Origin of the sequence: Psychromarinibacter halotolerans (assembly GCF_029168315.1) — a bacterium.
Taxonomy (GTDB): Bacteria; Pseudomonadota; Alphaproteobacteria; order Rhodobacterales; family Rhodobacteraceae; genus Psychromarinibacter; species Psychromarinibacter halotolerans.
The window spans coordinates 99,704-121,816 of sequence record NZ_JARGYD010000011.1 but is presented as its reverse complement, the minus strand read 5'-3'; the positions used below and the strand labels follow the sequence as shown (position 1 = coordinate 121,816).

The window sequence follows — 22,113 nt, the reverse complement described above, 5'->3', positions numbered from 1 at the left end:
AAAGGGACATGTACGCAAGTACCATGGATCCACCCTCGCGCCGTGCCTAGCTGGCTTTGGAAGGCTCAAGCCATCGCCCGGACGCCCCCACGAAGCCCGCGGGCTCAGGCCACCGATTGGAACAGCGCGTTTTTCAGGCCTTCGGTGTTCACTGGCTTCTTGCAGCTTGTCGCCTCGGGGTAGCGTTCCCGGATCTCGCTGTCGTCGACGTGACCCGAGTGAAAAACCATCGGGACGCCCTTTTCGGCCAGAGTGTCCGCCAGCGGGAAGACCTGGCCGTCGCGCAGGTTGACGTCCAGCAGCGCCACGTCGGGGCAGGTGTCCTTCACGAAGTCGGCCGCTGCGGACACTTCGCTGAAGGGGCCCAGAACCTCGAAGCCGAAATCTTCGAGCATCAGTTTCAGATCCAGCGCGACGATGAATTCGTCTTCGCAAATCATGACCTTATGCCGCGAACCAGCAGTGTTTTCAGTTTGGGACATAGGTCAAAGTCATCCTTCGCGCGGTCTCTGTTTTATCCGTTTCGATCCGACCGTTGAGTTGCGCGGCCGACAGCTGAAGCAGCGTCGAACCGAACCCGGCGGTCTCCTCGGACTCAATAACTTCCGCCGAGTGATTTTCGTTCCACGTCAAAACGACATTTTCCGGAAGGTTGTCTTTCCATGTCACGGAAAGCCGTCCGTCCTTCGGCCCCAGCACGCCGTACTTGGCCGCGTTGGTGGCCCATTCGTGCAGCAAAAGCGACAGCGCGGTCAGCTCCTGACTGGTGACCGGGACGGGCGGACCGTCGATGTCGATCTCCGAATGATCCGAATACGGCTCGAGAGAGGCGCGCACAACGTCGTCCAGCGTCAGCGAGGCCTTCGACGGTGCCCGCTGCGTCAGATCGTGGGACCGCGCCAGCGCGTCGACGCGGCGCTGGATGCCGTCCACCAGATCGGGGACCGAGGGCGCCTGCCGGCCGACGATGCGCACGATGCCGGAGATGACCGAGAACATGTTCTTCACCCGGTGGTTCATCTCGCGCAGCATCATCTCACGGATGTCGCGGTCTTCCTGTTCCTTGGTGACATCGAACACGACGCCGAGGATGCGCATCTCGCGACGGCTGTGCATCCGCTTGCCGATCACCTGAACGAACGGGTTGCGGGCGCCACCTGTGTCGATGCGGAAGGTGATATCGATCTCGTCGCCGTTGTCGGTCAGCGCGCGGAATTCCTTTTCGACGCGCTCGCGGTCGTCTTCGTGGATGCTGTCGAAGAACGTCGTGACGGGCATGGTTTCGTCGTCCAGCCCCATCAGCACCGCGCCGGTCGCGTCGAAGGTCATCGTCTTCGCCCGTGGATTGCATTCCCAGACCGACAGGCCCGACACGTCCAGCGCCAGCCGCAAACGTTCGCCTTCCTGTTCCAGCGCGTCCTCAAGACGGATGGCGTCGGTGACTTCGCTGAAGACCAGCGTGGCGCCGTCCAGACTGCCGTCGCGCGATTTGTATGGGGTCACCACCAGCGACCAAGTCCGTTCCTCGGCGCGGTCCCAGACGCGCAGATGACGGATCTCGCCGTCGCGGATCACGTCGCGCGTCGCTTCCAGCATTTCCTCGTCCTGCCGAACGGTGCTTGTCACCTCGTTCAGCGGGCGGCCACGGTCGGTGTTGCGGAAGGGATAGATGCTGAGGATCGCGTCGGTGTAGTTGCGGATCGACAGATCCGCGCCGACGACCACAAGGGGCAGGGCGGTGGATGCGAAGAAGTTGGACAGGTCCGAGTTCGCGACGGACAGCTCGTCAACCTTGCTTTTGAGCTCGTCGTTGACGGTGGACAGCTCTTCGTTTGTCGACTGAAGCTCTTCGTTCATCGACATCATTTCTTCGTTCGAGCTTTTCAGTTCCTCGTTCGCGGTCTCAAGCTCTTCAACCGTCGTGTGCAGCCGGACCCGGGTCGAGCGCAGCTCGTCCTCAAGGCTTTGGACATGGCTGTCCATCGGCACCACGGATTCGAAATCGTCGTCATCCGCGTGCTGAAAGCGGTCGCGTTCGCGGAAGATCAGCAGGAAGGTCCCGTCGTTCAGCGGTTCGGCGATCAGGTCGAAGGACTGGCTGCCGAACTCGGACTGCGCCTTCAGGTCTTGCGAGATCGTGCGCCGTTTGCTGCGGCTGACCTGCCGCACGATGGCCGAGATGGCCTCGCGCACGCCGGGGCGTGCGACGGCGGGCGCGAACTGGTTCCCGTCTTCGCCGTTGCTGAATTCCAGATACTTGCCCAGCCGTCCCGACGTCTTCAGGATCTCGCCCGCCGAGGTCACCCGCAATGTTGCCGGTGCGTAGGCCGCCAGAATACGGTCGGTCGCGCCGCCGTCGCCCCATTCCAGCCGCTTAGACGGCTCGGCGTCGTGTTTCGGGCGCAGACGATTGCCGTTCGAATCCGAACCGTTTTGACCGCGCAGGTGCAACGGATACTCGGGGCGGCTGTTGTTGCGGCGGAACACGCGGGCGCTTTGGTCGATCGCCTGAAATGCGTGGTCGAAACGGCCAACCGTCTCGGACGGGCCAAGGAACAGGACGCCGCCGGGCTTGATCGCATAGTGGAAGATCGGCATCGCCGACCTTTGCAACTGGTCGCCGAAATAGATCAGCAGGTTGCGGCAGGACAGCAGGTCGATGCTTGAGAACGGCGGATCGCGGACGATGCTGTGCACCGAAAAGCGGATCATGTCGCGGATCTTGGCAGAGACCTGAAACCGGCCGTCCCGCGCGATGGTATAGGCGTCGCGCATGGCCTCGGGGATGTCGGCCAGCGCCGCCTGCGCATAGGACCCTTCGCGGGCGATCCTGAGCATCTGCTCGTCGATGTCGGTGGCGAAGATCTGAATGTTGACCGACCGCTTCTGCGCCCGGCACTCGTCGGCGAACAGCATCGCGATGGAATAGGCTTCCTCGCCGCTGGAACAGCCGGGCACCCAGACGCGGATCTCGTCCTCGTTTCCGGCGTTCTGCACCATCGGGCGGATCGCGGTCTCTCGCAGCACCTTGAAGTGCTCGGGGTCGCGGAAAAAGCGCGTGACGTTGATCAGCAGGTCGCGGAACAGCAGCTCGCATTCGCTGGGGTCCGACCGGATGTGTTGCAGGTATTGCTCGGCGTCGTCCAGATCCAGCACCTGCACCCGGCGCTGCACGCGGCGGATCAGCGTGGACTGCTTGTAGCCGGAAAAGTCATGCCCCACGAAATTCCGCACCACGGCGCAGATGTCGTTGAGGTTCTCTTCGATCGTGTTGGCCAGCTTGGCATCGGCGGTGTCGACGAAGGAGTGGGCATAGTACTGCTGGATCGCGTCGACGATCTCGGACGGGCGCCGCACAAGGTCGACCATCCCGGTGTTCTGTGCCGAGGTTGGCATCCCGTCGTATTTCGCCGTGCGGGGATCCTGCACCACGCAAAGCCCGCCGTGTTCCTTGATCGCCCGCAAACCCGCACTTCCGTCGGCGCCGGTGCCGGACAGGATGACGCAGGCGCCGAAGCGGCCCTGATCCAGCGCGAGGCTTTCGAAAAAATCGTCGATCGGACGGCGCAGCCCGCGCGGCTGGGCAAAGTCGGTCAGCTCAAGCACACCCTGCGACACGGACAGCCCGACGCCGGGCGGGATGATATAGACGTTGCTGGCGCGGATCTTCTCGCCGCCGGACACCTGTTTCACCGTCAGGTCGGTGTGGCGTGATAAAAGTTCGGCCAGCAGGCTTTCGTGGTTCGGGTCAAGGTGCTGGATGACCACGTAGGCAAGGTTGGCGTCGGTCGGGGCGCCCGCCAGCATCTCGCGGATGGCTTCCAGCCCACCGGCCGAAGCACCGATGCCCACGATGCAAAGCCGTTCCGTTTCTACGCTGTTCTCCGCCGACGCTTCAGCGGCCTGTTCTGACTTTTCGTCGTCTTTCATCGTCTAACTCAAACTCAAGCGGCCTGCTCAGGCCTCACGCATCGACAATTTCGCCATCGTGGCAACGGAGTCGGCAAGCAGCTTGGCCGAACCCATCATGGCCAGCCCGAATTCACGCCCGATCTGCTCGACGTCGGACAGCGCGTGGCGCAGCTTTTCATCGTGGGTGGCGATCTTGGACCGCAACAGCGCAGAGCTCATGTCGAACTGCGACGCGAGAATGTAGCGCACCACGTTCTCGTCATCCCGCAGCCGGGTCATGAAGACATAGTTGTGGAACGCGGACCCATCCTTGCGGTAATTCAGGATCGGGAACCTGCCGTTGTCGTCGCCTTTGCCGTGAACGAAATCGTGCAGGGGCTGCCGCATCTCCTCGGTGGTGTCGCTGCCCTGAAGAAAGCGGCAGTTCTGGTTCAGGACATCCGCCTGATCGTAGCCGGTCAGATCGCAGAAGGCGTCGTTCACAAGAACCAGTGGCGCGTCTTCCGAGGTGTCGGACATGGCAAGCGCCACGCCAGACTGACGAATGTAGTCCGCAAGGCGCTGCGGCAGTGGCTGGTCCTTCATCCCTCGGCGATATCCCCGTTTGCTGACGGGCATCGACCCCGTTCGCTGGACGTTACAATTTGTACTCGAGTCCACCCGAAGCAAGGCTGACGCGAAATTTTATGCGTTTCACCCGTCTGACGTCCAGCCCGCGGCTGCTGGCGTGGGCCCGCCCGCCGGGGTCGGCAGGCGGTACGTCCTTTTATGCAGGCGCATTGTCGTCGTCGGCGGCATAGCGAAGGCCGATGCGGTCGCGGATGGTGTCCATCGTCTGCATGACCTCGACCGTGCCCTCGGGCGTCATCAGGTCGACGGCGCGTTTCCCGGCCTGAACCGCATCCTGAAAAGCGTGCGCTTGGTACTGCATGCCGCGTCCCTCGACCGGGATGTCGCAGGTCTCGATTTCGTCGCCCGCGTGGGTCCGCACGCGGAACGTGGTGGGCGAGTACCACACGCCGTCCAGTTCAAGGATCGCCTGCGCGCCGACGATGCGGGCCGCGTTGGACCCCTGATAGTCGCTGGTGCACACCAACTGCGACAGCGCGCCCGAGGCGTGGCGCATCACCATCGCCACTTCGGCGTCGGCGCCGGTGTCCTTGAACCGCGCCACCGCCTGAACCTCGGCAGGCGGCCCCAGCACGTCATGCGCGAAGGACACCGGGTAAATACCAAGATCCAGCAGCGCGCCGCCGCCCAATTCCATCGCGTTCAGCCGGTGGTTCGGATCGTCCGGAAGCGCCTGAGAATGGTCGGCCCAAAGCGAGTGGATCTCGCCCAGCGTGCCCTCGGACAGAATTTCGCGCAGGCGCACCATATGGGGAAGGAAGCGGGTCCACATCGCTTCCATCACCAGCAGGTTCTTCGCTTCGGCAAGGGCGACGATCTCGCGCGCCTCGCGGGCGTTCATCGCGAAGGGTTTCTCGATGAGGACGTGCTTGCCCGCGTTCAGCGCCAGCTTGGCGCCCTCGACGTGGAACGGGTGCGGCGTGGCGACGTAGATGACGTCCACATCCGGGTCGGCCACCAGATCCTCGTAGCTGCTGTGCGCGGTGGGAATGCCGTGCTTGGCGGCAAAGGCGTCGGCCTTCCCGGCAGAGCGCGACCCGACCGCCGCGACGGGCAGGCCGGCAAGCGACAGGTCGGCGGCAAACAGGTCGGCGATCAGGCCGGTGGCCATGATGCCCCAGCGGCATTGGTCGGTCATGGTGTCGTGTTCCTTGCGGTAAGTCATGCGCCCCGGCCAGCCGGGGGCGGTTGCGGTTCGTGCGCCGATGGTGTGGGGCACGTCCGGGCTGTCGCCCAATACACCAGCCGGGGACGGGATATGGAAGGGCGGCGCGGCGAAAATATCGCTGGCCGGTTGGGGGGGCGTACCTGTGCCACGTCAGCTAGTGCGACCGCTACCACGTCAATTCGCGCACGCGGATCGATCCCGACAGTGCGACCGGCAACTGCGGGTTCCGGGTGGCGGCTGACGGTTAGGGCAAAGGGCCCGTTTAGCGCAGGGGCCATGCGTTGTGACCCGCGTGTGTCGCCTGCCGCTTGGTCCCGGTTGCCGGGTCTTGCGAACATCGGCATGGTGGGCCCGGAAACATACGAGGCCTGATCATGAAACGCACTGTCACCCTTGCTGTCTTCGCGCTTGCCTTCGTGTCGGCGTGCGGCGCCGAGATGGGAACCCGCGCGACCGTGCACCGGGTCGGGGACGACGACCTGCTGAAGCTGCGCGGCGGGCCGGGGCTGGGCTATCGGGTGATCCTTGGCCTGCCGGACGGGACGCCGCTGATCCAGCGGGACTGCGTGACAGAGGTCAGCCAGCTGTGGTGCCGCGTGTCGCTTGCGGACGCGCCCAACGTGACGGGATACGTGTCGGCGGATTACCTCAAGACGCCCTGATCCCGTTTCGCATCCTGCCCGCACGCCAAGCGGGCTGCGCGGGGAACGGACTTGGAAGTCGCAAGCGGGGCTGATAGCGATGGGTTTAACGATTAACCCGGCGCTTATCCCATGACCGAACACCCCCTGTACCTTGGTATCGACGCCGGATCCTCGGTGACGAAGGCGGCGCTGTTTGATGCGCAGGGCAGGCTGGTGGGCAAGGCGGCGCGCAAGATGCCGATCGCGCGGCCCGCGCCGCGCCGGGTCGAGGTCGACCCCCTGCTTGCGTGGCAGACGCTGTGCGGCGTGCTGCGGGACCTGTGGACCGAGACCGGCGTCGCGCCTGCGCGTGTCGCGGGGGTCGGACTGACCGGCGCGATGGTGGGGCTGTGGTTGCTGGACGAAGGCGGTGAACCCGTCGCCCCCGGCATCAACTGGGAGGACTCCCGCGCGCAGCCGCTGCTGGAGACGATGGAAGCCGCCGACCCCGACATGCTTGCGACGATCTTCGCCAGTTCGGGCAGTGCGCTGCAACAGGGGTGCACGCTGCCGCTGCTGGCATGGACGCGGGACCATGCGCCGGACACGCTGGCCCGCGCGCGTCATGCGGTCAGCTACAAGGATTTCCTGCGGTTCCGTCTGACCGGCGAGATCGCGGCGGACGAGACCGAGGCCAGCGTCGCCCCGGGCGATACCCACGCGCGCACCTTCAGCCGCCGGATGCTGTCGCTGTTCGGGCTAGAGGCGCAGGCGTCCTTGCTGGGCCCGGTCCGGCCCTCGGAAGCGCGCGCCGGACAGGTGACGCCAGAGGCCGCGCAGGCCACCGGATTGGTCGCCGGAACCCCGGTCGCCATCGGCGCGGGTGACGTCCCGGCGGGGGTGACCGGGATGGGAGGGCGCGCACCCGGCACCGTTTCGATCATCCTTGGCACCACATGCATGCTGGGCGTCGCCACCGACCGGCCGGTGTTCACGCCGCCGGGGCTGGGGCTGCTGTTCCCGCTGCCCGGCGACGCGTGGTTCCGCGCGATGGTGAACGTCGCGGGCACGCTGGCGCTGGACTGGGCGCTGGACCTGTTCTGCCCCGACTGGTCCTTGGACCCCGAGCGGTATGCACGGGCCGAGGCGCTGGTGCGTGACGTGCCGGTGGGGGCGAACGGGGTGACCTTTCTGCCGTATCTCAGCGAAAGCGGCATTATCGCGCCCACGGTCTCGGCGGGGGCACGGGGCACATTCCTAGGCCTGACGCCGGCGCATGGCCGGTCAGAGATCCTGCGGGCGGTGCACGAAGGCATCGTGCTGGCGATCCTGGACCTAGTGGACCTGCTGCCGCCGTCGGAGGCGGATGCGCCGGTGCTGATCGCTGGCGGCGGTGCGCGCAGCGCGACATGGGTGCAGATGATCGCCGACGCATTGGGCCGCACCGTGACGGTGCCCGACGGCAGCGAGTTCGGCGCGCTGGGTGCGGCGATGCTGGCCGCGACGATGTCCGACCCCGACAGCGACAGTTTCACCGCGATGACGCCGCCACAGGCGCGCCGCGTCGTACCGCGCGCCGCAGACGCCCCGGCGTGGCGCGCCGCCCATGCCCTTTATGCCGCAAGACGCGACGCCGTGCTTGCCGCTGCAGATCAGGAGACCCTTCCATGACCGATACCGTCGCCCGTTATTTCGACGACATCCTTGCCCGCCTGACCGACCTGCGCGACACCGCCGCCGCGCCGCTGGCCGCCGCGACCGAGGCGGTGCTGGACGTGCTGGACCGGGGGGGCAGGGTCTTCGTGTTCGGCACCGGCCATTCGCACACGATGGCCGAGGAAACCCATTTCCGCGCCGGCGGTCCGGCCTTCACCGTGCCGATCCTGTCGGGGCCGACCACCGTACAGGACGGCGCCGTTGCCGGGACGGTCTATGAACGGCTGTCGGGCATCGTCGCGCCGATCCTCGATCGCTATGGGGTCGGGGACCGCGACATGCTCATCGTGGTGTCGAACTCGGGCGTGAACACCGCGCCGGTCGAGGCGGCGCAGATCGCCAAGGATCGCGGCGCGGTGGTCGTCGCGGTGACGTCCGAGACCTATTCGGCCCACGCGGCGCGCGGCCGGGTGCGGATCGCGGACATCGCGGACATCGTTCTGGACAACGGCGGCCCCGCAGGCGACGCGGCCATCGCGCTGAAGGGCAGCGAGATGCATGTGGGCCCGGTGTCGACGGTGATCGGCGCGACGCTGCTGAACGCGCTGTTCGCGGACGTGGCGCAGCGGCTGGTCGACCGGGGCGAGGACGTGCCGGTCTACCGCAGCGCCAACATGGAAGGCGCGGACGAGATCAACGCGAAGCTGGTCGCGCGCTACCGCGACCGCAACCCGCACCTGTAGGCGCGGATCAAGCGGGGGCGGTGCTGTCGCGGATCAGCAGCCTTGGCGCCATCTCGACCACCTGCCGTGGCGCGTCCGGTTCTTCGATCCGGGCGAGCAGCAGGCGCACGGCGGTTTCGCCCAATGCGTCATAGTCGATGTGAACGGTGGTCAGCGGCGGGGTGGCAAAGCGCGCCTCGTCGATGTCGTCGAAGCCCATGATGGACAGATCCCGCCCGGGGATGCGCCCCGCCTCGTGCGCGGCGCGCTGGGCGCCGATGGCCAACAGGTCCGAGAAGCACAAAACAGCCGTTAGGTCCGGCACCGCCGCCAGCATCCTCTTCATGGCGAGATAGCCGCTTTCGCGGTTGGGGTGGCAAAACTCGGTCCATTCCGGCGGCGGGGTCACGCCAAGCTCGGCCATGATCCGAACGTAGTGGACATGCCCTTCGGGGCGGGTGCCGGTTTCGGCGCTGCGGCCGATCCAGCCGATGCGGCGGTGTCCCAGATCGGCCAGATGCGCCATCGCCAGCCGGACACCGGCGGGAAAGTCGATGCGGACCGTGTCGATGTCGGCGTCAACGACCGACCGGGACGCCAGCACAAGCGGAACGCGTTCCTGCACCATGCGCAGATGCGCCTCGGTGGTGCCTGCGGCGGGGCTTAGGACAAGGCCCGCGATGTTGGTCTCGATCGCGCTGGCAAGGAAGCTTTGCTGCCGGTCCACGTCGTCTTCGGAGTCGCCGATCATCATCGACCAGTTCTCGTCCGCCAGCACGCGCTGGGCGCTGGTCAGGATCGCCGAGACGGTCGGATTGACGATGGTGTGCAGGCACATCCCGATCATCGTGGACCGCGACATGCGCAGGTGCGCCGCCGCGCGGTTGTAGACATAGCCATGTTCGGCGGCGAGTTCGGCGATGCGCTTGCGGGTCGCGGGCGAGATCTTCTCGCTGCCGCGCAGGGCCAGCGACACCGACGCCGCCGAGACGCCGGCCAGCCGCGCAAGGTCCGCCATCGTCATCCGTCGCATCGTGCCGTCCTTTCTGCCGCCCGGCCCGTGACTACGGATGCCGCGGCGGAATGCTAAGCGGGCCCGGACGGACCGCCAATACCGGATTGGCCCATAGCGCCAATTCTGGGTGCGGCGAAACCCCGCGATCCGGCGTGGTTCAGGCCCGTCGAACCGCCTGACCGGGGCGGGCGCCGGTAGACTGACCGTCGGTCCAGACCGTCGTGCCGTTGACCAGTACGTGCGCGATGCCTTCGGCCGGTTCCGTCGGCGCGGCCCAGTCGGCGCGGTCGCGGATGGTGCGGGCGTCGAACAGCGTCAGGTCGGCCTTGCAGCCCGGCGCGATGCGGCCGCGGTCGGTCAGGCCGAACACCTGCGCGGTCAGGCCGGTCATCCGGTGCACCGCTTCGGGCAGGTCGATCAGGCCCAGGTCGCGGCTATAGTGGCCAAGGATGCGGGGGAAGGTGCCCCACAGGCGGGGATGCGGAAACTTGTCGTTCGGCAGCCCGTCCGAACCGATCATCGTCGCCTCGTAGCGCAGGATCTCTTGCACGTCCTTCTCTGCCATCATGAACAGGATGCCGCCTGCGGGCGACAGCCTGTCGATGGTCTCGGCCAGCGGCAGGTTCCACTCGGCGCAGACCTCTTCCAGATCGCGGCCCGCCATCTCGGGGTGGGGGTCGGACCAGCTGATCACGACACGTTCGGTGTCTTCGACGGTCTTGAGGTTCAGCACCGACGATCCGGCGGTGTAGGGGTAAAGATCCAGCGCGATGTCCTGCGTCAGCCGCTGGCGATGTACCCGGCCCAGCGTTTCGGTGGCGCGCCCGTGGTTCTGAACCCCGATCAGCTTGTGATGCGACAGGACCAGCCGCGACTGAAGCTGGCGGGCGATGCCGAAGGCTTCTTCCAGCGCGGGCATGATGAAGTCGGCCTCGTTGCGCAGGTGCGTAGCATAGACAAGGTCCATGCCCTTGGCGGGCTCGGCCACGCCGATCACCTCTTTCGGGGTCGAGGCGGCGGCGTTGGGATAAAACAGCCCGGTCGAGAACCCGAGAACACCGGCGTCCAGCGAGTCCTCGAACAGCTGCCGCATCGCGTCGATCTCGTCGCGGGTGGCGGCCTTTTCAAGGTCTTCCATGATCGAGCGGCGCAGCGTGGTCAGGCCGACCAGCGGCAAGGCGTTCACCGCCGCAGGCGCTTCGTCCAACGCATCAAGAAAACCCTTGAAGCTTTTGAAACGGAACAGTTCATCAGCGCCCAGCAGGTTCATCGGCGGGGCGGGCGGGCGTCCGAAGGTCGGCGCCAGCGAGATGCCGCAGTTGCCGATCACGACAGAGGTCACACCCTGACTGACCTTCGCGGACATATCCGGTGATGTCAGCAGGTAGCCGTCGTCGTGGGTGTGGCAGTCGATGAAGCCCGGCGCCACGGTCAGCCCGGTGGCATCGATGCGTTTGCCGGCCTGTGCGCCGTCCAGCGCGCCCACAGCGGCGATGCGGTCGTCGATCAGGCCGACGTCGGCGCGGACGCCCGGCGCACCGGTGCCGTCGATGACCGTGCCCCCTGCGATGATGGTGTCGAAGCGAAGGGTCTGTTCGGATGTCATGTGGGTCTCGGGTCTTTACAGCGGCAGGGCGGCGCCGGTTTCGGGATCGAACAGGCAAAGCCGGTCCAGCGCGACGCGCATGCGCACGATGTCCCCGGGCGAGGGCCACGTATCGACGGCGGCGCGGGACACCAGTTCGGTCCCCGCGACTTCAAGGTGCAGGATGACCTCTCCGCCCAGCGGCTCGACCAGCGTGACACGCGCGTCGATCGAGGCCTCGGGGCCGCGGATCACGCCGTCCGGCGGCATCAGGTGCTCGGGGCGGATGCCGAAGGTGACGGTGCGGCCCGCGAAGGCGGCAAGGCGACCGGCCTGATCCCCGGGAAGCACCATGCGCGTGCCGTCTTCGAAGGTCAGCGCAACGGGATCGGTCGTGACGGTCGCCGGAAGGAAGTTCATGCCGGGGCTGCCGATGAACCCGGCGACAAAGCGGCTGGCGGGCTTGGCGTACAATTCCTGCGGCGGCGCCACCTGTTCGATCCGCCCGCCACGCATCACCACGACCCGGTCGGCCAGCGTCATCGCCTCGACCTGATCGTGGGTGACGTAAATCGTCGTTGTATCAACGCGCTGGTGCACGCGCTTGATCTCGCTGCGCATCTGGGTGCGCAGTTCCGCGTCGAGGTTCGACAGCGGTTCGTCGAACAGGAAGGCCGAGGGGTGGCGCACGATGGCGCGCCCCATCGCGACGCGCTGGCGTTGACCGCCCGACAGCGCCTTGGGCTTGCGTTCCAGCAAGGCGCCGATGCCCAGCGTGTCGGCGGCCGCGCGGACGCGGGTTTCGATCTCGGACTTGGGGGTCTTTCCCAGCGACAGCCCGAAGGCCATGTTATCGAACACCGTCAGGTGCGGGTACAGCGCGTAGTTCTGAAACACCATCGAGATGTCGCGCTGCCGGGCGGGCAGATCGTTCACCACCCGGTCGCCGATGCGGATCGTGCCGCCGGTGATGTCTTCCAGCCCTGCGATCATCCGCAGCGTTGTCGACTTGCCGCAGCCCGATGGGCCGACCAGAACGACGAATTCGCGGTCCTCGACGGCAAGGTCGATGCCGTGCACGGCGGTCATGCCGTTTCCGTAGGATTTGACCACTCCGTCGAGTGTGACTTTCGCCATGTGCGCTGCCCTGTCGTTCTGAATGCGGCGGTCGGGATCGTCTTTTTCCCGTGCCTCCAAACGGCGGCGCGGACGTCGGCGATCTTGCTTGAGCAATACCGTAACCCGCGCGTTTTCAGTTAGTCAAACGATTAAACTTGCGTTTTGAAATCGTGCTTCCTACGATCCGAGTCATGCAGCGGGGGCGGCCAGACCACCGGCCGGACCGTCCGCTTGCCAACGAAAATGCATATCCCGGCAGAGGAGTTCTTCCCCATGACCAGCTCGAAAAGAGCCGCGCGTCTTTGCGCCGTTCTGCTTGCCACCACCGCCGCATCCGGCGCGATGGCGCAGACCCAGATCACCATGTGGCACCAAGAGCAGGTGCAGCCCCGGATCGACCAGTTTCAGGTCGTCATCGACGCGTTCAACGCCAGCCAGGACGAATACGAAGTGGTCCAGCAGGTGCAGGGCTGGGGCAACATCTATCAGGTGCTGCCGCCTGCGGTGGATGCCGGCATTCAGCCCGACATCCAGTTCACCATTCCCGATTTCACCGTGACCGTGCGTGACACCGGCGCGGTGCAGCCGGTGACCGAGTTCGTCGCCGAGCTGGACGAAGCGCATGGCTTCATCGATCAGGCGGCACTGCCCTATACCGACGACGGCGAGGTCTGGGCGGTTCCGGTTTACGGCATGGTGCAGGTGCTGTGGTATCGCAAGGACATGTTCGAGGCTGCGGGCCTTGACCCCGAAACGCCCCCCGCGACATGGGAAGACCTGCTGTCGGCGGCCGAAACCCTGACGGGCGAGGGCGTCTATGGCATCGGCATCCCGGCCTCGCAAAGCCTTGCGACCGATCAGGTGTTCTACAGCTTCATGGCCACCAACAACGATGCCGAGCTGTTCGACGCGGACGGCAACGTGATCTTCGACAACCCGCAGACCGTCGCGACGCTGGAGTTCTACAAGCAACTGGCCGACCTGTCGCCGTCGGGCATCGGGTCGTGGACTTGGGCCGAACCGCAGGACGCGCTGAACGCGGGCGCGGTGGCGATGGCGATCGAGAAGGGGCAGTACCTGTCGACCTTCGAAACCGCCTCGGGCCAGCCGTCCGAGATGCTGGGCTGCGCCCCGGTTCCGGTGGCGGACGGCGGGGAACGCGCCTCGATCTACTATTCGAACGCGGCGATGATCATGACCGACGATCCCGAGCGCCGCGCCGGGGCCGAGGCGTTCCTGTCCTTCGTGCTGGAGCCCGAGAACTATGCCGAGTTCCTGCTGGCCGAGCCGGGCCTGTTCCTGCCGCTGACCGAGGACGGCGCGACCGACGCGTGGAAAAACGCCGAGGCGCTGGCGCCGTACCAGTCCTGCCTTGACCTGATGACCGAGCAATCCGCCTATGGGATGCTGCCGGGCTTCAACATCGGCGAGGTGCAGGATGCCATCGGCCCGATCGCGGCGCAGAACATCCTTGCGCAGGTCGTGCAGCGCGCGATCATCGGGGACGAGACCGCCGCCGACGCCGTGGCGTGGGGCCAGGCGCAGATGGAAAGCGCCATCGCGGAATGACCGGCGCGACCGTTGACGATGTGAAGGACGCCGCCCCCTCGGGGGCGGCAACCGTATCGGTCCGGGCCGGGCTTGGGCGGCTGTTCGCGGCGCCGATCCTGATCTGGCTGGCGCTGACCATTGCGCTGCCGTTGGGCTATTGCATCTGGATCAGCCTGACCAACGCCAACACGATGGGCGGCGTGCCGCGCTTCGTCGGGCTGGCGAATTACATCACCGTGTTCTCGGACGGCACGATGACCGGACCGTTCCTGCGCAGCCTGCTGTGGGCCATCGGCGGGGCCGTGCTGCAGACCGTGATCGCCGCCGCCGCCGCGCTTTTGCTGTCGCGCGGGTTCCGCGGCCAGCACATCGCCCGCACGTGGATCATGATCAGCTGGGTGGTGCCCACGATCATCGTCACCTTCCTGTGGCGCTGGATGCTGAACGCCGACTTCGGCGTGGTGAACCACGTACTGACCGGCCTTGGCCTAATCGACCGCCCCATTGATTTCCTTGGCGATCCCGACTTTGCCTTTCTGACCGTGACGCTGATCAACGCGTGGCGCTGGTTCCCCTTCATGACGCTGCTGATCCTTGCCGCGCTGACCCGCATCGCGCCCGAATACTACGAGGCCGCCAAGGTCGAGGGCGCGACCAGCCTGCAGATCTTCAAGCGTGTGACGCTGCCGTTCATCCAGCCGGTGCTGTACGTGGTGGGGCTTCTGGGCACGCTGTGGTCGATCAACGTGTTCGACATCATCTGGCTGACAACCAAGGGCGGGCCCATCGGTGCCACCAAGACGATGCCCGTGGCGATCTACGAACGCGCGTTCCAGCAGTTCCGCCTGGGCGAGGCGTCGGCCATGTCGGTGACGCTGGCGCTGTTCCTGCTGTTGTTCGCCTTTTGCTACATCCGCTTCGTGCCCTCGGGCGCCTCGGAACAGGAGGTCGTGTGATGCCGTCGCTTCGTCTTCCCGGCCTTCTGCGCGGCGCGCTGATCGTCCTGATGTTGGCCATCATCGGCCTGCCATTCATCTGGATGCTGCTTAGCTCGTTCCAGCCCAACGGGGTGCTGATCCGCCCCGGAGAGCTGTTCCGGCTGGAGGCCGTGACGCTGGACAACTACGCGCGTCTCCCGCGCGAGGCGAATTTCCTGCTGGTGCTGCGCAACAGCCTGATCGTGGCGCTGGCCAGCACGCTGATCTCGATCCCGCTGGCGCTGTTGGCGGCCTACAGCGTGTACCGGACGAAGTATCGCGGGCGGCAGACGGTCTATCTGCTGTTGCTGGTGGTCTACGTGTTTCCCGGCATCCTGCTGCTGGCGCCGCTGTTCAAGCTGTTCGCCTTGTCGGGTGCGCTGAACACATGGGCCAGCCTGATCATCATGAACGTCACCTTCGCGGCGCCGTTCAGCGTGTGGCTGATGCGCGGGTTCTTCACCTCGATCCCAGACGGCATCGAGGAAGCGGCGGCCATCGACGGGGCCACCGACATGCAGATCCTGCGCCGGATCATCGTGCCGCTGACGCTTCCGGGGATCGTGGTCACGGGGACGTACACCTTCGTCTATTCGTGGACCGAGTTTCTGTTCGCCTCGGTCTTCATCATCGACGACTCGTTGCAGACCCTGCCGGTGGGGCTGGAGGGGCTGGTGTCCTCCTATTCCATCGACTGGGGCCTGCTGTCTGCGGCTGCGGTGATGACGGCGCTGCCTGTGGTGATCCTGTTCGCCTTCGCTGGGCGATACTTCATCGCCGGGGTGACGGCGGGATCGTCCAAGTAGGGCGGGTGACCTGCAACGGAAACACTCACGGAGCGGGGGCGGGGCCAGACGATCGGCCCCGCCTTCGTTCATTTGGCGGACCAGCCGCCGTCGACGGGCAGGATCGCACCGTTGATATAGGCCGCTGCCGGCGTCGCAAGGAACACCGCGACCGACGCGATCTCTTCCGCGGTGCCGACGCGTTCCATGGGGATCGAGGTGGTCATCGCGCTGTTGAAGTCCGGGTCGTCCAGCAGGTCGTTGATCATCGCCGTCGCCACCGGGCCGGGGCAGATGCAGTTGGTGCGGATGCCCTTCGCGCCCCAGTCCAGCGCCAGCACCCGCGTCAGCGACACGATCCCGCCTTTCGCGGCGGTATAGGCGTCGGCCCCGTTCACCCCGGCAATCGCATTGATCGAGGCGTTGTTGATGATCGCCCCGCCGCCGCGTTCCACCATGTGCGGGATCGCGTGCTTGCAGGCCATTGCGGGGCCGCGCAGGTTGATGTCGAGGATCGCGTCCCACGCCTGCAGCGGGGTGTCGGTGATCGGCGCCATCTTGAACCGGGGCGAGGCAGAGAAACCGACGCCCGCGTTGTTGAACAGGATGTCGATGCCGCCGTGGGTTTCGACCGTGTGGGCGACCATCGCGGCGATCTGCGCCTCGTCGGCCATGTCGGTGGCGACGAAGGTGCCGCCGATCTGGTCTGCGACCTCTGCGCCGGCCTTGGCGTCGATATCGGCGATCACCACGGTCGCGCCTTGCTGGGCGAACAGTTCAGCCGCCACGCGGCCCTGTCCGGCGGCGCCGCCGGTGACAATGGCGACCTTGCCGGGGAGCGACAGAAGCTCGTTCATCCGTGTAGTCATGGGTGGACCCTTTCCTTGAAACCTGTTTGTCCGGCGCGGCGGGCGCCGATGGGAGTGCGAGAATGAAGCTGACCGAGCGATTTCATCTGGTGGCCAGCGGCGGCAACGGGATGGACCTGACCGACCGGCTTGACTGCAACGTGCACGTTCTGACCGACGGCCAGCGGCACCACATGTTCGACAGCGGCGCCGGGTTGGACGTCGAAGGCATGCTGGACGCGATGCAGGCGGGCGGGCTGGACCCGGACGGGCTGGAGACGCTGTTCCTGACCCACGCCCATGCCGACCACTCGGGCGGGGCGGCGGCGTTGAAGGCGCGGGTGCCTGGGCTGCGGATCCTTTCGGGCGCCGCGACGGCAGAGATCCTTGCGCAGCGCGACGAGCGGGCGATCAGCCTCGACCGGGCGCGGGGCGGGTACTATCCGGCGGATTACCAATGGACCCCGCCCGACGTGGACGGGGTGATGCAGCCTGACGATCCGATGGAGGTCGGCCCCTACACGGTGACGCTGATCGAGACGCCCGGCCACAGCGCGGACCACTGCGCGTTCCTTGTGACGGGGCAGGGCGCCCCGGCGCTGATCGCGGGGGATGCGCTGTTCGCGGGCGGGCGCGTGGTGCTGCAAGAAATCGCCGATTGCTCGGTCGCCGACAGCATCGCGTCGATCCGCAAGCTGGCCGATCTGGACTGGGACGAATTCTATCCGGGGCACGGGACGTTCTCTTTGAAAGGCGGGCGGCGCCACGCGCGGCGGGCCTTGGACTGGGTGGCGATGACGGGCGTTCCCGCGCCGTTCTGAGGCATCTGGACAGGCGGCAGGATTTGCTGTTTCTTTAAGGTCAAACGATTAACTAACCCTGCCGCCCCACGCGCGGACGGTCAATGCCCCCGCGACGGCAGGACCGGCTTCGATGGCGGAAAAACGACGGAGCCACCAGCCATGACGCCAGCCACCCCCACCGGCGGACTTTCCCGAACCCAGTTGCGGTGCGTCCTGTGCGGCACCACCCGCGCGCCCGACCTTGGCGCCGCGTGCCACGCCTGCGGCGGCACGCTCGCGGCCGAGGTTGACGGGCCGGTGCTGCCGCAGGGCCGCGCGTCTTTCTATGACTACGCGTCCGCGTTGCCGGTGGGAGACGTGCGCGTCAGCCTTGGCGAGGGGCGCACGCCGCTTTTGCCGCTGGACCGGATGTTCCCCGAGGGCGGCGTCTACGTGAAGGCCGAGTGGATGAACGCCAGCGGTTCGTTCAAGGATCGCGGCGCGGCGGTGGCCGTGTCGGCGGCGGTCGCGCTTGGGGCGAAGGGGGTCGTCTGCGCCTCGACCGGGAACAACGCGGCCTCGGTCTCGGGCTATGCCGCGCGGGCGGGGCTGCCGTGTATCGTCGCACTCGCCAAAGGCACGCCGCCGGGCAAGCTGGTGCATTCCAAGGCCAACGGCGCCATCGTGGTCGAGGTGGACGGCACGTTCTCGGATGCCTTCAAGATGGCCGAAACCATCGCCGCCGAGCATTCCGACTGGGTCAACCTGACCTCGACCTATCTTAGCCCTTACATGACCGCCGCACACGCCACCATCATGTGGGAATTGCAGGCGGAACTGGGCGAGGTCGGATCGGTCGTGATCCCCATCGGCGCCGGTCCGATGCTGGACGGCATCGTTGCCGGGGCCGAGGTGCTGATGGCGCAGGGGCGCATCGACCGGATGCCGGTCCCGGTCGGCGTTCAGGGCGCAGGCTGCGCGCCGATCGCGCGGGCCTTCGATGCGGGCGCCGACACGGTCGAGGAATGGGGCGATCCCGTCACCGGGATGCCGGGGTCGATCAACGACCCATTGCGGGGCTATGCCGCCGACGGCACGCGAACGCTTGCGCGGATCCGGGGCGCGGACGGCCATGCCGTCGCGGTCACCGATGACGAGATCCGCAGCGCGATGCTGGACCTTGGCAAGCTGGAAGGGATCGCGGCCGAACCCGCGGCCATCGCGGCGCTGGCGGCCTATCGCAAGCTGGCGGACAAGCTGCCGAAGCCCGCCGTGCTGATCCTGTCGGGGCACATCCTCAAGGACGTGCCATCGCAGGCGGCGGGCGCGGTGGACAGCATCGTGGTCAGTCCCGACCTGTCCACCGACGAGATCATCGCCCGTGCGCTTGATGCCTTCAAAGGCTGACCACCGGCAGTCAGCTTCGGCCCGCACCGGCACGCAGCACGAGTTCGACCAAGATCTCGGCAGAGCGGACGACTTCGGTCACGTCGACATGCTCGTTGTCGGAATGCGCGACATCGATTGTGCCGGGGCCGAACACGATGGTCGGTGTGCCGGCCTTGGTCATCTTGGACGCATCCGATCCGAACGGCACCGCCAGCGGCGTGTCGGGAAGGCCGCACGCGGCCAGTACGGCGCCCATTTCGGTCACGATGCGGGCGTCGTGGGGCACCTGCTGCGAGATCGAGTCGATGAACGGCGGCTGCATCGTCACCCCGAACCCCGGCAGCGCGTCGGCGGCGAAGGTGGACACCACGCCGTTGATCTCGGCCCACGCGTCTTCGCCGGACTGGTCGGGCAGGGTGCGCATGTCGAAGGTCAGGCGGGCATGGGCGGGAACGGTGTTCTGCCCCTCGCCCCCCTGCATCATCGTGCAGGTCAGGCTGCGCGGTCCCAGCGTGGGATGCGTGCGGGGGGTGGCCTTGATGTAGTCCTGCAAGTGCAGGATCAGCCGCGAAGAGGCCGCCAGCGCGTCGAGACCTTCGTGCGGCTGCGAGGCGTGGGCACCCCGGCCTGTCACATCGACGATGAACCGGATCACACCCTTGCAGGCGGTGACCATTTCCAGCTTCGTCGGCTCGCCCGCGACGCCCATGTCGGCGGGCGGGTTCGAATTGACGTGGTGCAGCACGCCAAGGAAGGTCGATTCCTCGTCGACGGCGGCGACGAAGGTCACGTTACAGGGCGTTCCCGCCCGCTTGAGCGCGGCCAGCGCCAGCATGAACATCGCAAGGCACCCCTTGTCGTCCACCGATCCGCGCCCGTACAGCAGGTTGCCGTCCAGCCGGGGCTCGAACGGGGCGGCCATGCCTTCGACCTGAACCGTGTCGGTGTGGCCTTCCCACAGGAACGACGGCGCATCGGGGTCGGTGATCAGTTCCACCACCACGTTGGGGCGTCCCGGCAGCACCTCGTCCAGCCGGGCCTTCAGGCCAAGGGCGGTGCACCAGTCAAGGATGTACTGCGCCTGCGCGGCCTCGCCGTGCCAGTCCTCTGGCTGGCCGTCGCGCAGGAAGTTCGGGTTGATGCTGGGAATGCGCACCATCTCGGAAAGAACAGAGACCGCTTCGTCGCGGGATACCGTGGGCGCGGGGCGCGGCTGCTTATCGTGTGGCAATGGTCGTTCGGTCTCCTTGGGGGACGGGCGCGGGGCGTTCAGTCAGTCCGCGATCCCGGTCCTGTTGATTCTGTTGGACAGTTTTTCCGAGATCCGACCGCAGGCCTTTTGCATCACCTCAAGGGTGTGCGGGCGTCCGTCGGGCCGGTTGTGGCGGTTCACGAAGGGGATCACGATCGACGCGACAGCGGTCCCCTGTGGCCCGAAGATCGGGCAGCAAATATCTGTAATACCGATGAAATCGCTACTGTCGCGCATCCAGTAACCCTGTTCGCGCACGGTTTTCAGCCGGTCCGCCAGCACCGCGCGGTCCATCGGTTCGGTCAGGTGCGCGTCGGCTTCCGCAAGCCCGCGCTGAAGCATCGCGTCCGACTGGAACGCAAGGATCGCGATCCCCGAGGTGGCGTCCGTCGCGACCCGGCCATAGCCAAGATGCAGCGTGAACGACATATCCTCGCCCCCCGGCACGGCGGCGGTGACGACGGTGCGCCCCGACGCCAAAACTACAAGGTGCGGCGACTGCCCGCATTCGGCGGCGATGAATTCAAGCTCGGGCATCGCGGCGGTCAGAAGGTCCTGCGAACTGGGCGCGTGCAGGCCCAGCTTGAACAGGCGCTCGCCAAGGCTGAAGGCGTCGGTGTCCGGGTTGCGCTGGATGTAGCCGCGTTCCTGAAGGGCGACGATCATCCGGAACAGTTCGTTCTTGGTGCGCCCAAGACCTTCGGCGATTTCCTTCATCGTCAGGTCCTGCCGACGCTCCGCCAGCAGCTCGAGAATATCGAGCCCCTTGATCAGAGCCGGCGCGGAATAGCTCGCCGTCCTCTCGGGTTTTGTTCGTTCTGTCATCGCCTGTGGTCCTCCTGCCCGTGGGTGTCGCTGAGTTGTCGCTGAAATTTCTAGCAACTGCACGGGCTTCGGTCGATGGTTTCATATTCGAACTTGACATCAAATATAAAACCAACACTCTGGACCCCACAAGACAATTCTGGCGCCCGTGCCGCTTACGGGCCCCGGATGACCAAAATCACGGCACTCGGGCCCGCCGTCGGGCGCGCCCTGCCGGCCCGAGCCCCAAGGCAAGCCCTACGACAGGAGACGTCACCGCCCCATGCCCAGTTTCAGTGACATCGTCGCGGCGCGAGACCTGATCACGCCTCGCCTTCGGCAGACCCCGGTGCTGCGGCTGGATCATTGCCGGGGCGCGGACCTGTCGAACCCCGTGCACCTGAAGCTCGAATGCCTGCAGGTCAGCGGCAGCTTCAAGATCCGTGGCGCGACGCACCGGGCGATGACGCTGCCCGAAGGCGCAGCGCCCGGCGGTCTGGTGGCGGCGTCCGGGGGCAACCACGGGCTGGCCACCGCCTATGTGGCGCGCGATGCCGGGCTGCCGGCGACGATTTTCCTTCCCGAGACCGCCAGCCCCATCAAGGCCGAGAAACTGCGCCGTCTTGGGGCCGAGGTGGTCCAGACCGGCCGGTTCTGGGACGAGGCGCACGCCGCCGCGACGACCCATGCCGAGCGGATCGGCGCCTTCTACGTTCACCCGTTCGCGGACCCGGTGATCGTTGCAGGGCAGGGCACCGTGGCGCTGGAAATGGCGGAACAGATCCCCGACGCCGACACCTATATCGTCGCCATCGGCGGCGGTGGGCTGATCGCGGGCATGTCGACCGTTCTGCGCGAACTGAAGCCCAATGCGCGCATCATCGGGGTGGAACCTGTCGGGTCTCCGACGTTGCACAGCAGCCTTGATGCGGGGCATGTCGTCCGGCTGCCCGAGGTGACGACGCGCGTCGCCACGATGGCCTGCGGCCGCACCCACGAGGATATCTATGCCACCGTCCGCGACCTCGTCGACGACGTGGTCCTGATCGAGGACGACGCGATGCAGACCGCGGCGGAACTTCTGTGGTTCGAGTTCGGCCTTGCCGCCGACCTTAGCGCCGCCGCGTCGCTGGCCGCGCTGATGACCGGCGCCGTGACGCTTCCGCCCGAGGCCGTGGTGGCCGGGCTGGTCTGCGGCGCCGGCACGGATGGGATGGGGGCGTGACCGCCCAACCACCCGCATGACCCTTTCGCCGTCCCGCGCGGGACGGCGCGCCACAACAAGATGCAGAGAA

19 protein-coding genes are annotated in these 22,113 nt (G+C 66.5%); 9 read left to right on the top strand and 10 right to left on the bottom strand.

Annotated features, from left to right (window positions below):
- Nucleotides 1–104: 104 nt before the first annotated feature.
- The 4 genes from P1K30_RS21115 to P1K30_RS21100 all read right to left on the bottom strand — a co-directional run bounded on the left by P1K30_RS21115 (nt 105) and on the right by P1K30_RS21100 (nt 5,707).
- Nucleotides 105–440 carry a response regulator gene (locus P1K30_RS21115; protein ID WP_275634770.1) on the bottom strand — a complete coding sequence of 112 codons (336 nt, stop codon included), beginning with the start codon at nt 438–440 and terminating at the stop codon, nt 105–107.
- A gap of 28 nt (nt 441–468) precedes the next feature.
- Nucleotides 469–3,930 (bottom strand): CheR family methyltransferase, encoded by a 3,462-nt coding sequence (locus P1K30_RS21110; protein ID WP_275634769.1) that lies wholly within the window; start codon nt 3,928–3,930, stop codon nt 469–471.
- 27 nt (nt 3,931–3,957) lie between these two features.
- Complete coding sequence (locus P1K30_RS21105) at nt 3,958–4,497, bottom strand: PAS domain-containing protein (RefSeq protein ID WP_275634768.1); 540 nt, start codon at nt 4,495–4,497, stop codon at nt 3,958–3,960.
- Nucleotides 4,498–4,678: 181 nt separating this feature from the next.
- A complete protein-coding gene (locus tag P1K30_RS21100; protein WP_275634767.1) occupies nt 4,679–5,707 on the bottom strand; it encodes a Gfo/Idh/MocA family protein in 1,029 nt (342 codons plus the stop codon).
- A gap of 377 nt (nt 5,708–6,084) precedes the next feature.
- Between P1K30_RS21100 and P1K30_RS21095 the strand changes: the two genes are divergently transcribed.
- The 3 genes from P1K30_RS21095 to P1K30_RS21085 all read left to right on the top strand — a co-directional run bounded on the left by P1K30_RS21095 (nt 6,085) and on the right by P1K30_RS21085 (nt 8,732).
- Nucleotides 6,085–6,372, top strand: coding sequence for an SH3 domain-containing protein (locus P1K30_RS21095; RefSeq protein WP_275634766.1), 288 nt, complete (start codon nt 6,085–6,087; stop codon nt 6,370–6,372).
- A gap of 111 nt (nt 6,373–6,483) precedes the next feature.
- Complete coding sequence (locus tag P1K30_RS21090) at nt 6,484–8,004, top strand: FGGY-family carbohydrate kinase (protein WP_275634765.1); 1,521 nt, start codon at nt 6,484–6,486, stop codon at nt 8,002–8,004.
- A complete protein-coding gene (locus tag P1K30_RS21085) occupies nt 8,001–8,732 on the top strand; it encodes an SIS domain-containing protein (RefSeq protein ID WP_275634764.1) in 732 nt (243 codons plus the stop codon). The genes P1K30_RS21090 and P1K30_RS21085 overlap by 4 nt, the downstream gene beginning before the upstream one ends.
- A gap of 7 nt (nt 8,733–8,739) precedes the next feature.
- Here the strand turns inward: P1K30_RS21085 and P1K30_RS21080 are convergent, their stop codons facing one another.
- The 3 genes from P1K30_RS21080 to P1K30_RS21070 all read right to left on the bottom strand — a co-directional run bounded on the left by P1K30_RS21080 (nt 8,740) and on the right by P1K30_RS21070 (nt 12,448).
- The gene (locus P1K30_RS21080) at nt 8,740–9,744 is read right to left on the bottom strand and encodes a LacI family DNA-binding transcriptional regulator (RefSeq protein WP_275634763.1); all 1,005 of its coding nucleotides are present in this window, start codon (nt 9,742–9,744) and stop codon (nt 8,740–8,742) included.
- 139 nt (nt 9,745–9,883) lie between these two features.
- A complete protein-coding gene (locus tag P1K30_RS21075) occupies nt 9,884–11,332 on the bottom strand; it encodes an N-acyl-D-amino-acid deacylase family protein (protein ID WP_275634762.1) in 1,449 nt (482 codons plus the stop codon).
- A gap of 15 nt (nt 11,333–11,347) precedes the next feature.
- Nucleotides 11,348–12,448, bottom strand: coding sequence for an ABC transporter ATP-binding protein (locus P1K30_RS21070; protein WP_275634761.1), 1,101 nt, complete (start codon nt 12,446–12,448; stop codon nt 11,348–11,350).
- A 255-nt stretch (nt 12,449–12,703) separates the two neighbouring features.
- Here P1K30_RS21070 and P1K30_RS21065 point away from each other — a divergent pair, with 255 nt between their 5' ends.
- The 3 genes from P1K30_RS21065 to P1K30_RS21055 are packed head-to-tail and all read left to right on the top strand — an operon-like array spanning nt 12,704 to nt 15,764.
- A complete protein-coding gene (locus P1K30_RS21065; RefSeq protein ID WP_275634760.1) occupies nt 12,704–13,999 on the top strand; it encodes an ABC transporter substrate-binding protein in 1,296 nt (431 codons plus the stop codon).
- A complete protein-coding gene (locus P1K30_RS21060; RefSeq protein ID WP_275634759.1) occupies nt 13,996–14,937 on the top strand; it encodes a carbohydrate ABC transporter permease in 942 nt (313 codons plus the stop codon). Before P1K30_RS21065 ends, P1K30_RS21060 begins: the two co-directional genes overlap by 4 nt.
- A complete protein-coding gene (locus P1K30_RS21055) occupies nt 14,937–15,764 on the top strand; it encodes a carbohydrate ABC transporter permease (protein ID WP_275634758.1) in 828 nt (275 codons plus the stop codon). The genes P1K30_RS21060 and P1K30_RS21055 overlap by 1 nt, the downstream gene beginning before the upstream one ends.
- A 68-nt stretch (nt 15,765–15,832) precedes the next feature.
- On the opposite strand, the gene P1K30_RS21050 is transcribed toward P1K30_RS21055, so the two are convergent.
- Nucleotides 15,833–16,612: an SDR family NAD(P)-dependent oxidoreductase gene (locus P1K30_RS21050; protein ID WP_275634757.1), complete on the bottom strand. Its 780-nt coding sequence runs from the start codon at nt 16,610–16,612 to the stop codon at nt 15,833–15,835.
- A 62-nt stretch (nt 16,613–16,674) separates the two neighbouring features.
- Here P1K30_RS21050 and P1K30_RS21045 point away from each other — a divergent pair, with 62 nt between their 5' ends.
- Both P1K30_RS21045 and P1K30_RS21040 read left to right on the top strand, forming a co-directional pair.
- Complete coding sequence (locus tag P1K30_RS21045) at nt 16,675–17,412, top strand: MBL fold metallo-hydrolase (protein WP_275634756.1); 738 nt, start codon at nt 16,675–16,677, stop codon at nt 17,410–17,412.
- A 141-nt stretch (nt 17,413–17,553) separates the two neighbouring features.
- Nucleotides 17,554–18,780, top strand: a complete 1,227-nt coding sequence (locus P1K30_RS21040) for a pyridoxal-phosphate dependent enzyme (RefSeq protein WP_275634755.1) — start codon at nt 17,554–17,556, stop codon at nt 18,778–18,780.
- Between the two features lie 10 nt (nt 18,781–18,790).
- On the opposite strand, the gene P1K30_RS21035 is transcribed toward P1K30_RS21040, so the two are convergent.
- Together P1K30_RS21035 and P1K30_RS21030 are read right to left on the bottom strand one after the other, a co-directional pair.
- Entirely contained in the window at nt 18,791–19,993 is a 1,203-nt protein-coding gene (locus P1K30_RS21035) for a M20 family metallopeptidase (protein WP_275634754.1), read from the bottom strand.
- Nucleotides 19,994–20,035: 42 nt separating this feature from the next.
- On the bottom strand, nt 20,036–20,839 hold the full coding sequence (locus P1K30_RS21030; protein ID WP_275634753.1) for an IclR family transcriptional regulator: 804 nt from the start codon (nt 20,837–20,839) through the stop codon (nt 20,036–20,038).
- A 262-nt stretch (nt 20,840–21,101) separates the two neighbouring features.
- Between P1K30_RS21030 and P1K30_RS21025 the strand changes: the two genes are divergently transcribed.
- Nucleotides 21,102–22,043 (top strand): threonine ammonia-lyase, encoded by a 942-nt coding sequence (locus tag P1K30_RS21025; RefSeq protein WP_275634752.1) that lies wholly within the window; start codon nt 21,102–21,104, stop codon nt 22,041–22,043.
- The last annotated feature ends 70 nt before the right edge of the window (nt 22,044–22,113 follow it).

Coding starts and splice junctions, on each gene's coding strand:
- P1K30_RS21080 (WP_275634763.1), bottom strand. CDS start 9,744: ATGCGACGGATGACGATGGCGGACCTTGCGCGGCTGGCCGGCGTCTCG.
- P1K30_RS21070 (WP_275634761.1), bottom strand. CDS start 12,448: ATGGCGAAAGTCACACTCGACGGAGTGGTCAAATCCTACGGAAACGGC.
- P1K30_RS21100 (WP_275634767.1), bottom strand. CDS start 5,707: ATGACTTACCGCAAGGAACACGACACCATGACCGACCAATGCCGCTGG.
- P1K30_RS21050 (WP_275634757.1), bottom strand. CDS start 16,612: ATGACTACACGGATGAACGAGCTTCTGTCGCTCCCCGGCAAGGTCGCC.
- P1K30_RS21040 (WP_275634755.1), top strand. CDS start 17,554: ATGACGCCAGCCACCCCCACCGGCGGACTTTCCCGAACCCAGTTGCGG.
- P1K30_RS21030 (WP_275634753.1), bottom strand. CDS start 20,839: ATGACAGAACGAACAAAACCCGAGAGGACGGCGAGCTATTCCGCGCCG.
- P1K30_RS21085 (WP_275634764.1), top strand. CDS start 8,001: ATGACCGATACCGTCGCCCGTTATTTCGACGACATCCTTGCCCGCCTG.
- P1K30_RS21095 (WP_275634766.1), top strand. CDS start 6,085: ATGAAACGCACTGTCACCCTTGCTGTCTTCGCGCTTGCCTTCGTGTCG.
- P1K30_RS21110 (WP_275634769.1), bottom strand. CDS start 3,930: ATGAAAGACGACGAAAAGTCAGAACAGGCCGCTGAAGCGTCGGCGGAG.
- P1K30_RS21105 (WP_275634768.1), bottom strand. CDS start 4,497: ATGAAGGACCAGCCACTGCCGCAGCGCCTTGCGGACTACATTCGTCAG.
- P1K30_RS21075 (WP_275634762.1), bottom strand. CDS start 11,332: ATGACATCCGAACAGACCCTTCGCTTCGACACCATCATCGCAGGGGGC.
- P1K30_RS21045 (WP_275634756.1), top strand. CDS start 16,675: ATGAAGCTGACCGAGCGATTTCATCTGGTGGCCAGCGGCGGCAACGGG.
- P1K30_RS21065 (WP_275634760.1), top strand. CDS start 12,704: ATGACCAGCTCGAAAAGAGCCGCGCGTCTTTGCGCCGTTCTGCTTGCC.
- P1K30_RS21060 (WP_275634759.1), top strand. CDS start 13,996: ATGACCGGCGCGACCGTTGACGATGTGAAGGACGCCGCCCCCTCGGGG.
- P1K30_RS21115 (WP_275634770.1), bottom strand. CDS start 440: ATGATTTGCGAAGACGAATTCATCGTCGCGCTGGATCTGAAACTGATG.
- P1K30_RS21025 (WP_275634752.1), top strand. CDS start 21,102: ATGCCCAGTTTCAGTGACATCGTCGCGGCGCGAGACCTGATCACGCCT.
- P1K30_RS21090 (WP_275634765.1), top strand. CDS start 6,484: ATGACCGAACACCCCCTGTACCTTGGTATCGACGCCGGATCCTCGGTG.
- P1K30_RS21055 (WP_275634758.1), top strand. CDS start 14,937: ATGCCGTCGCTTCGTCTTCCCGGCCTTCTGCGCGGCGCGCTGATCGTC.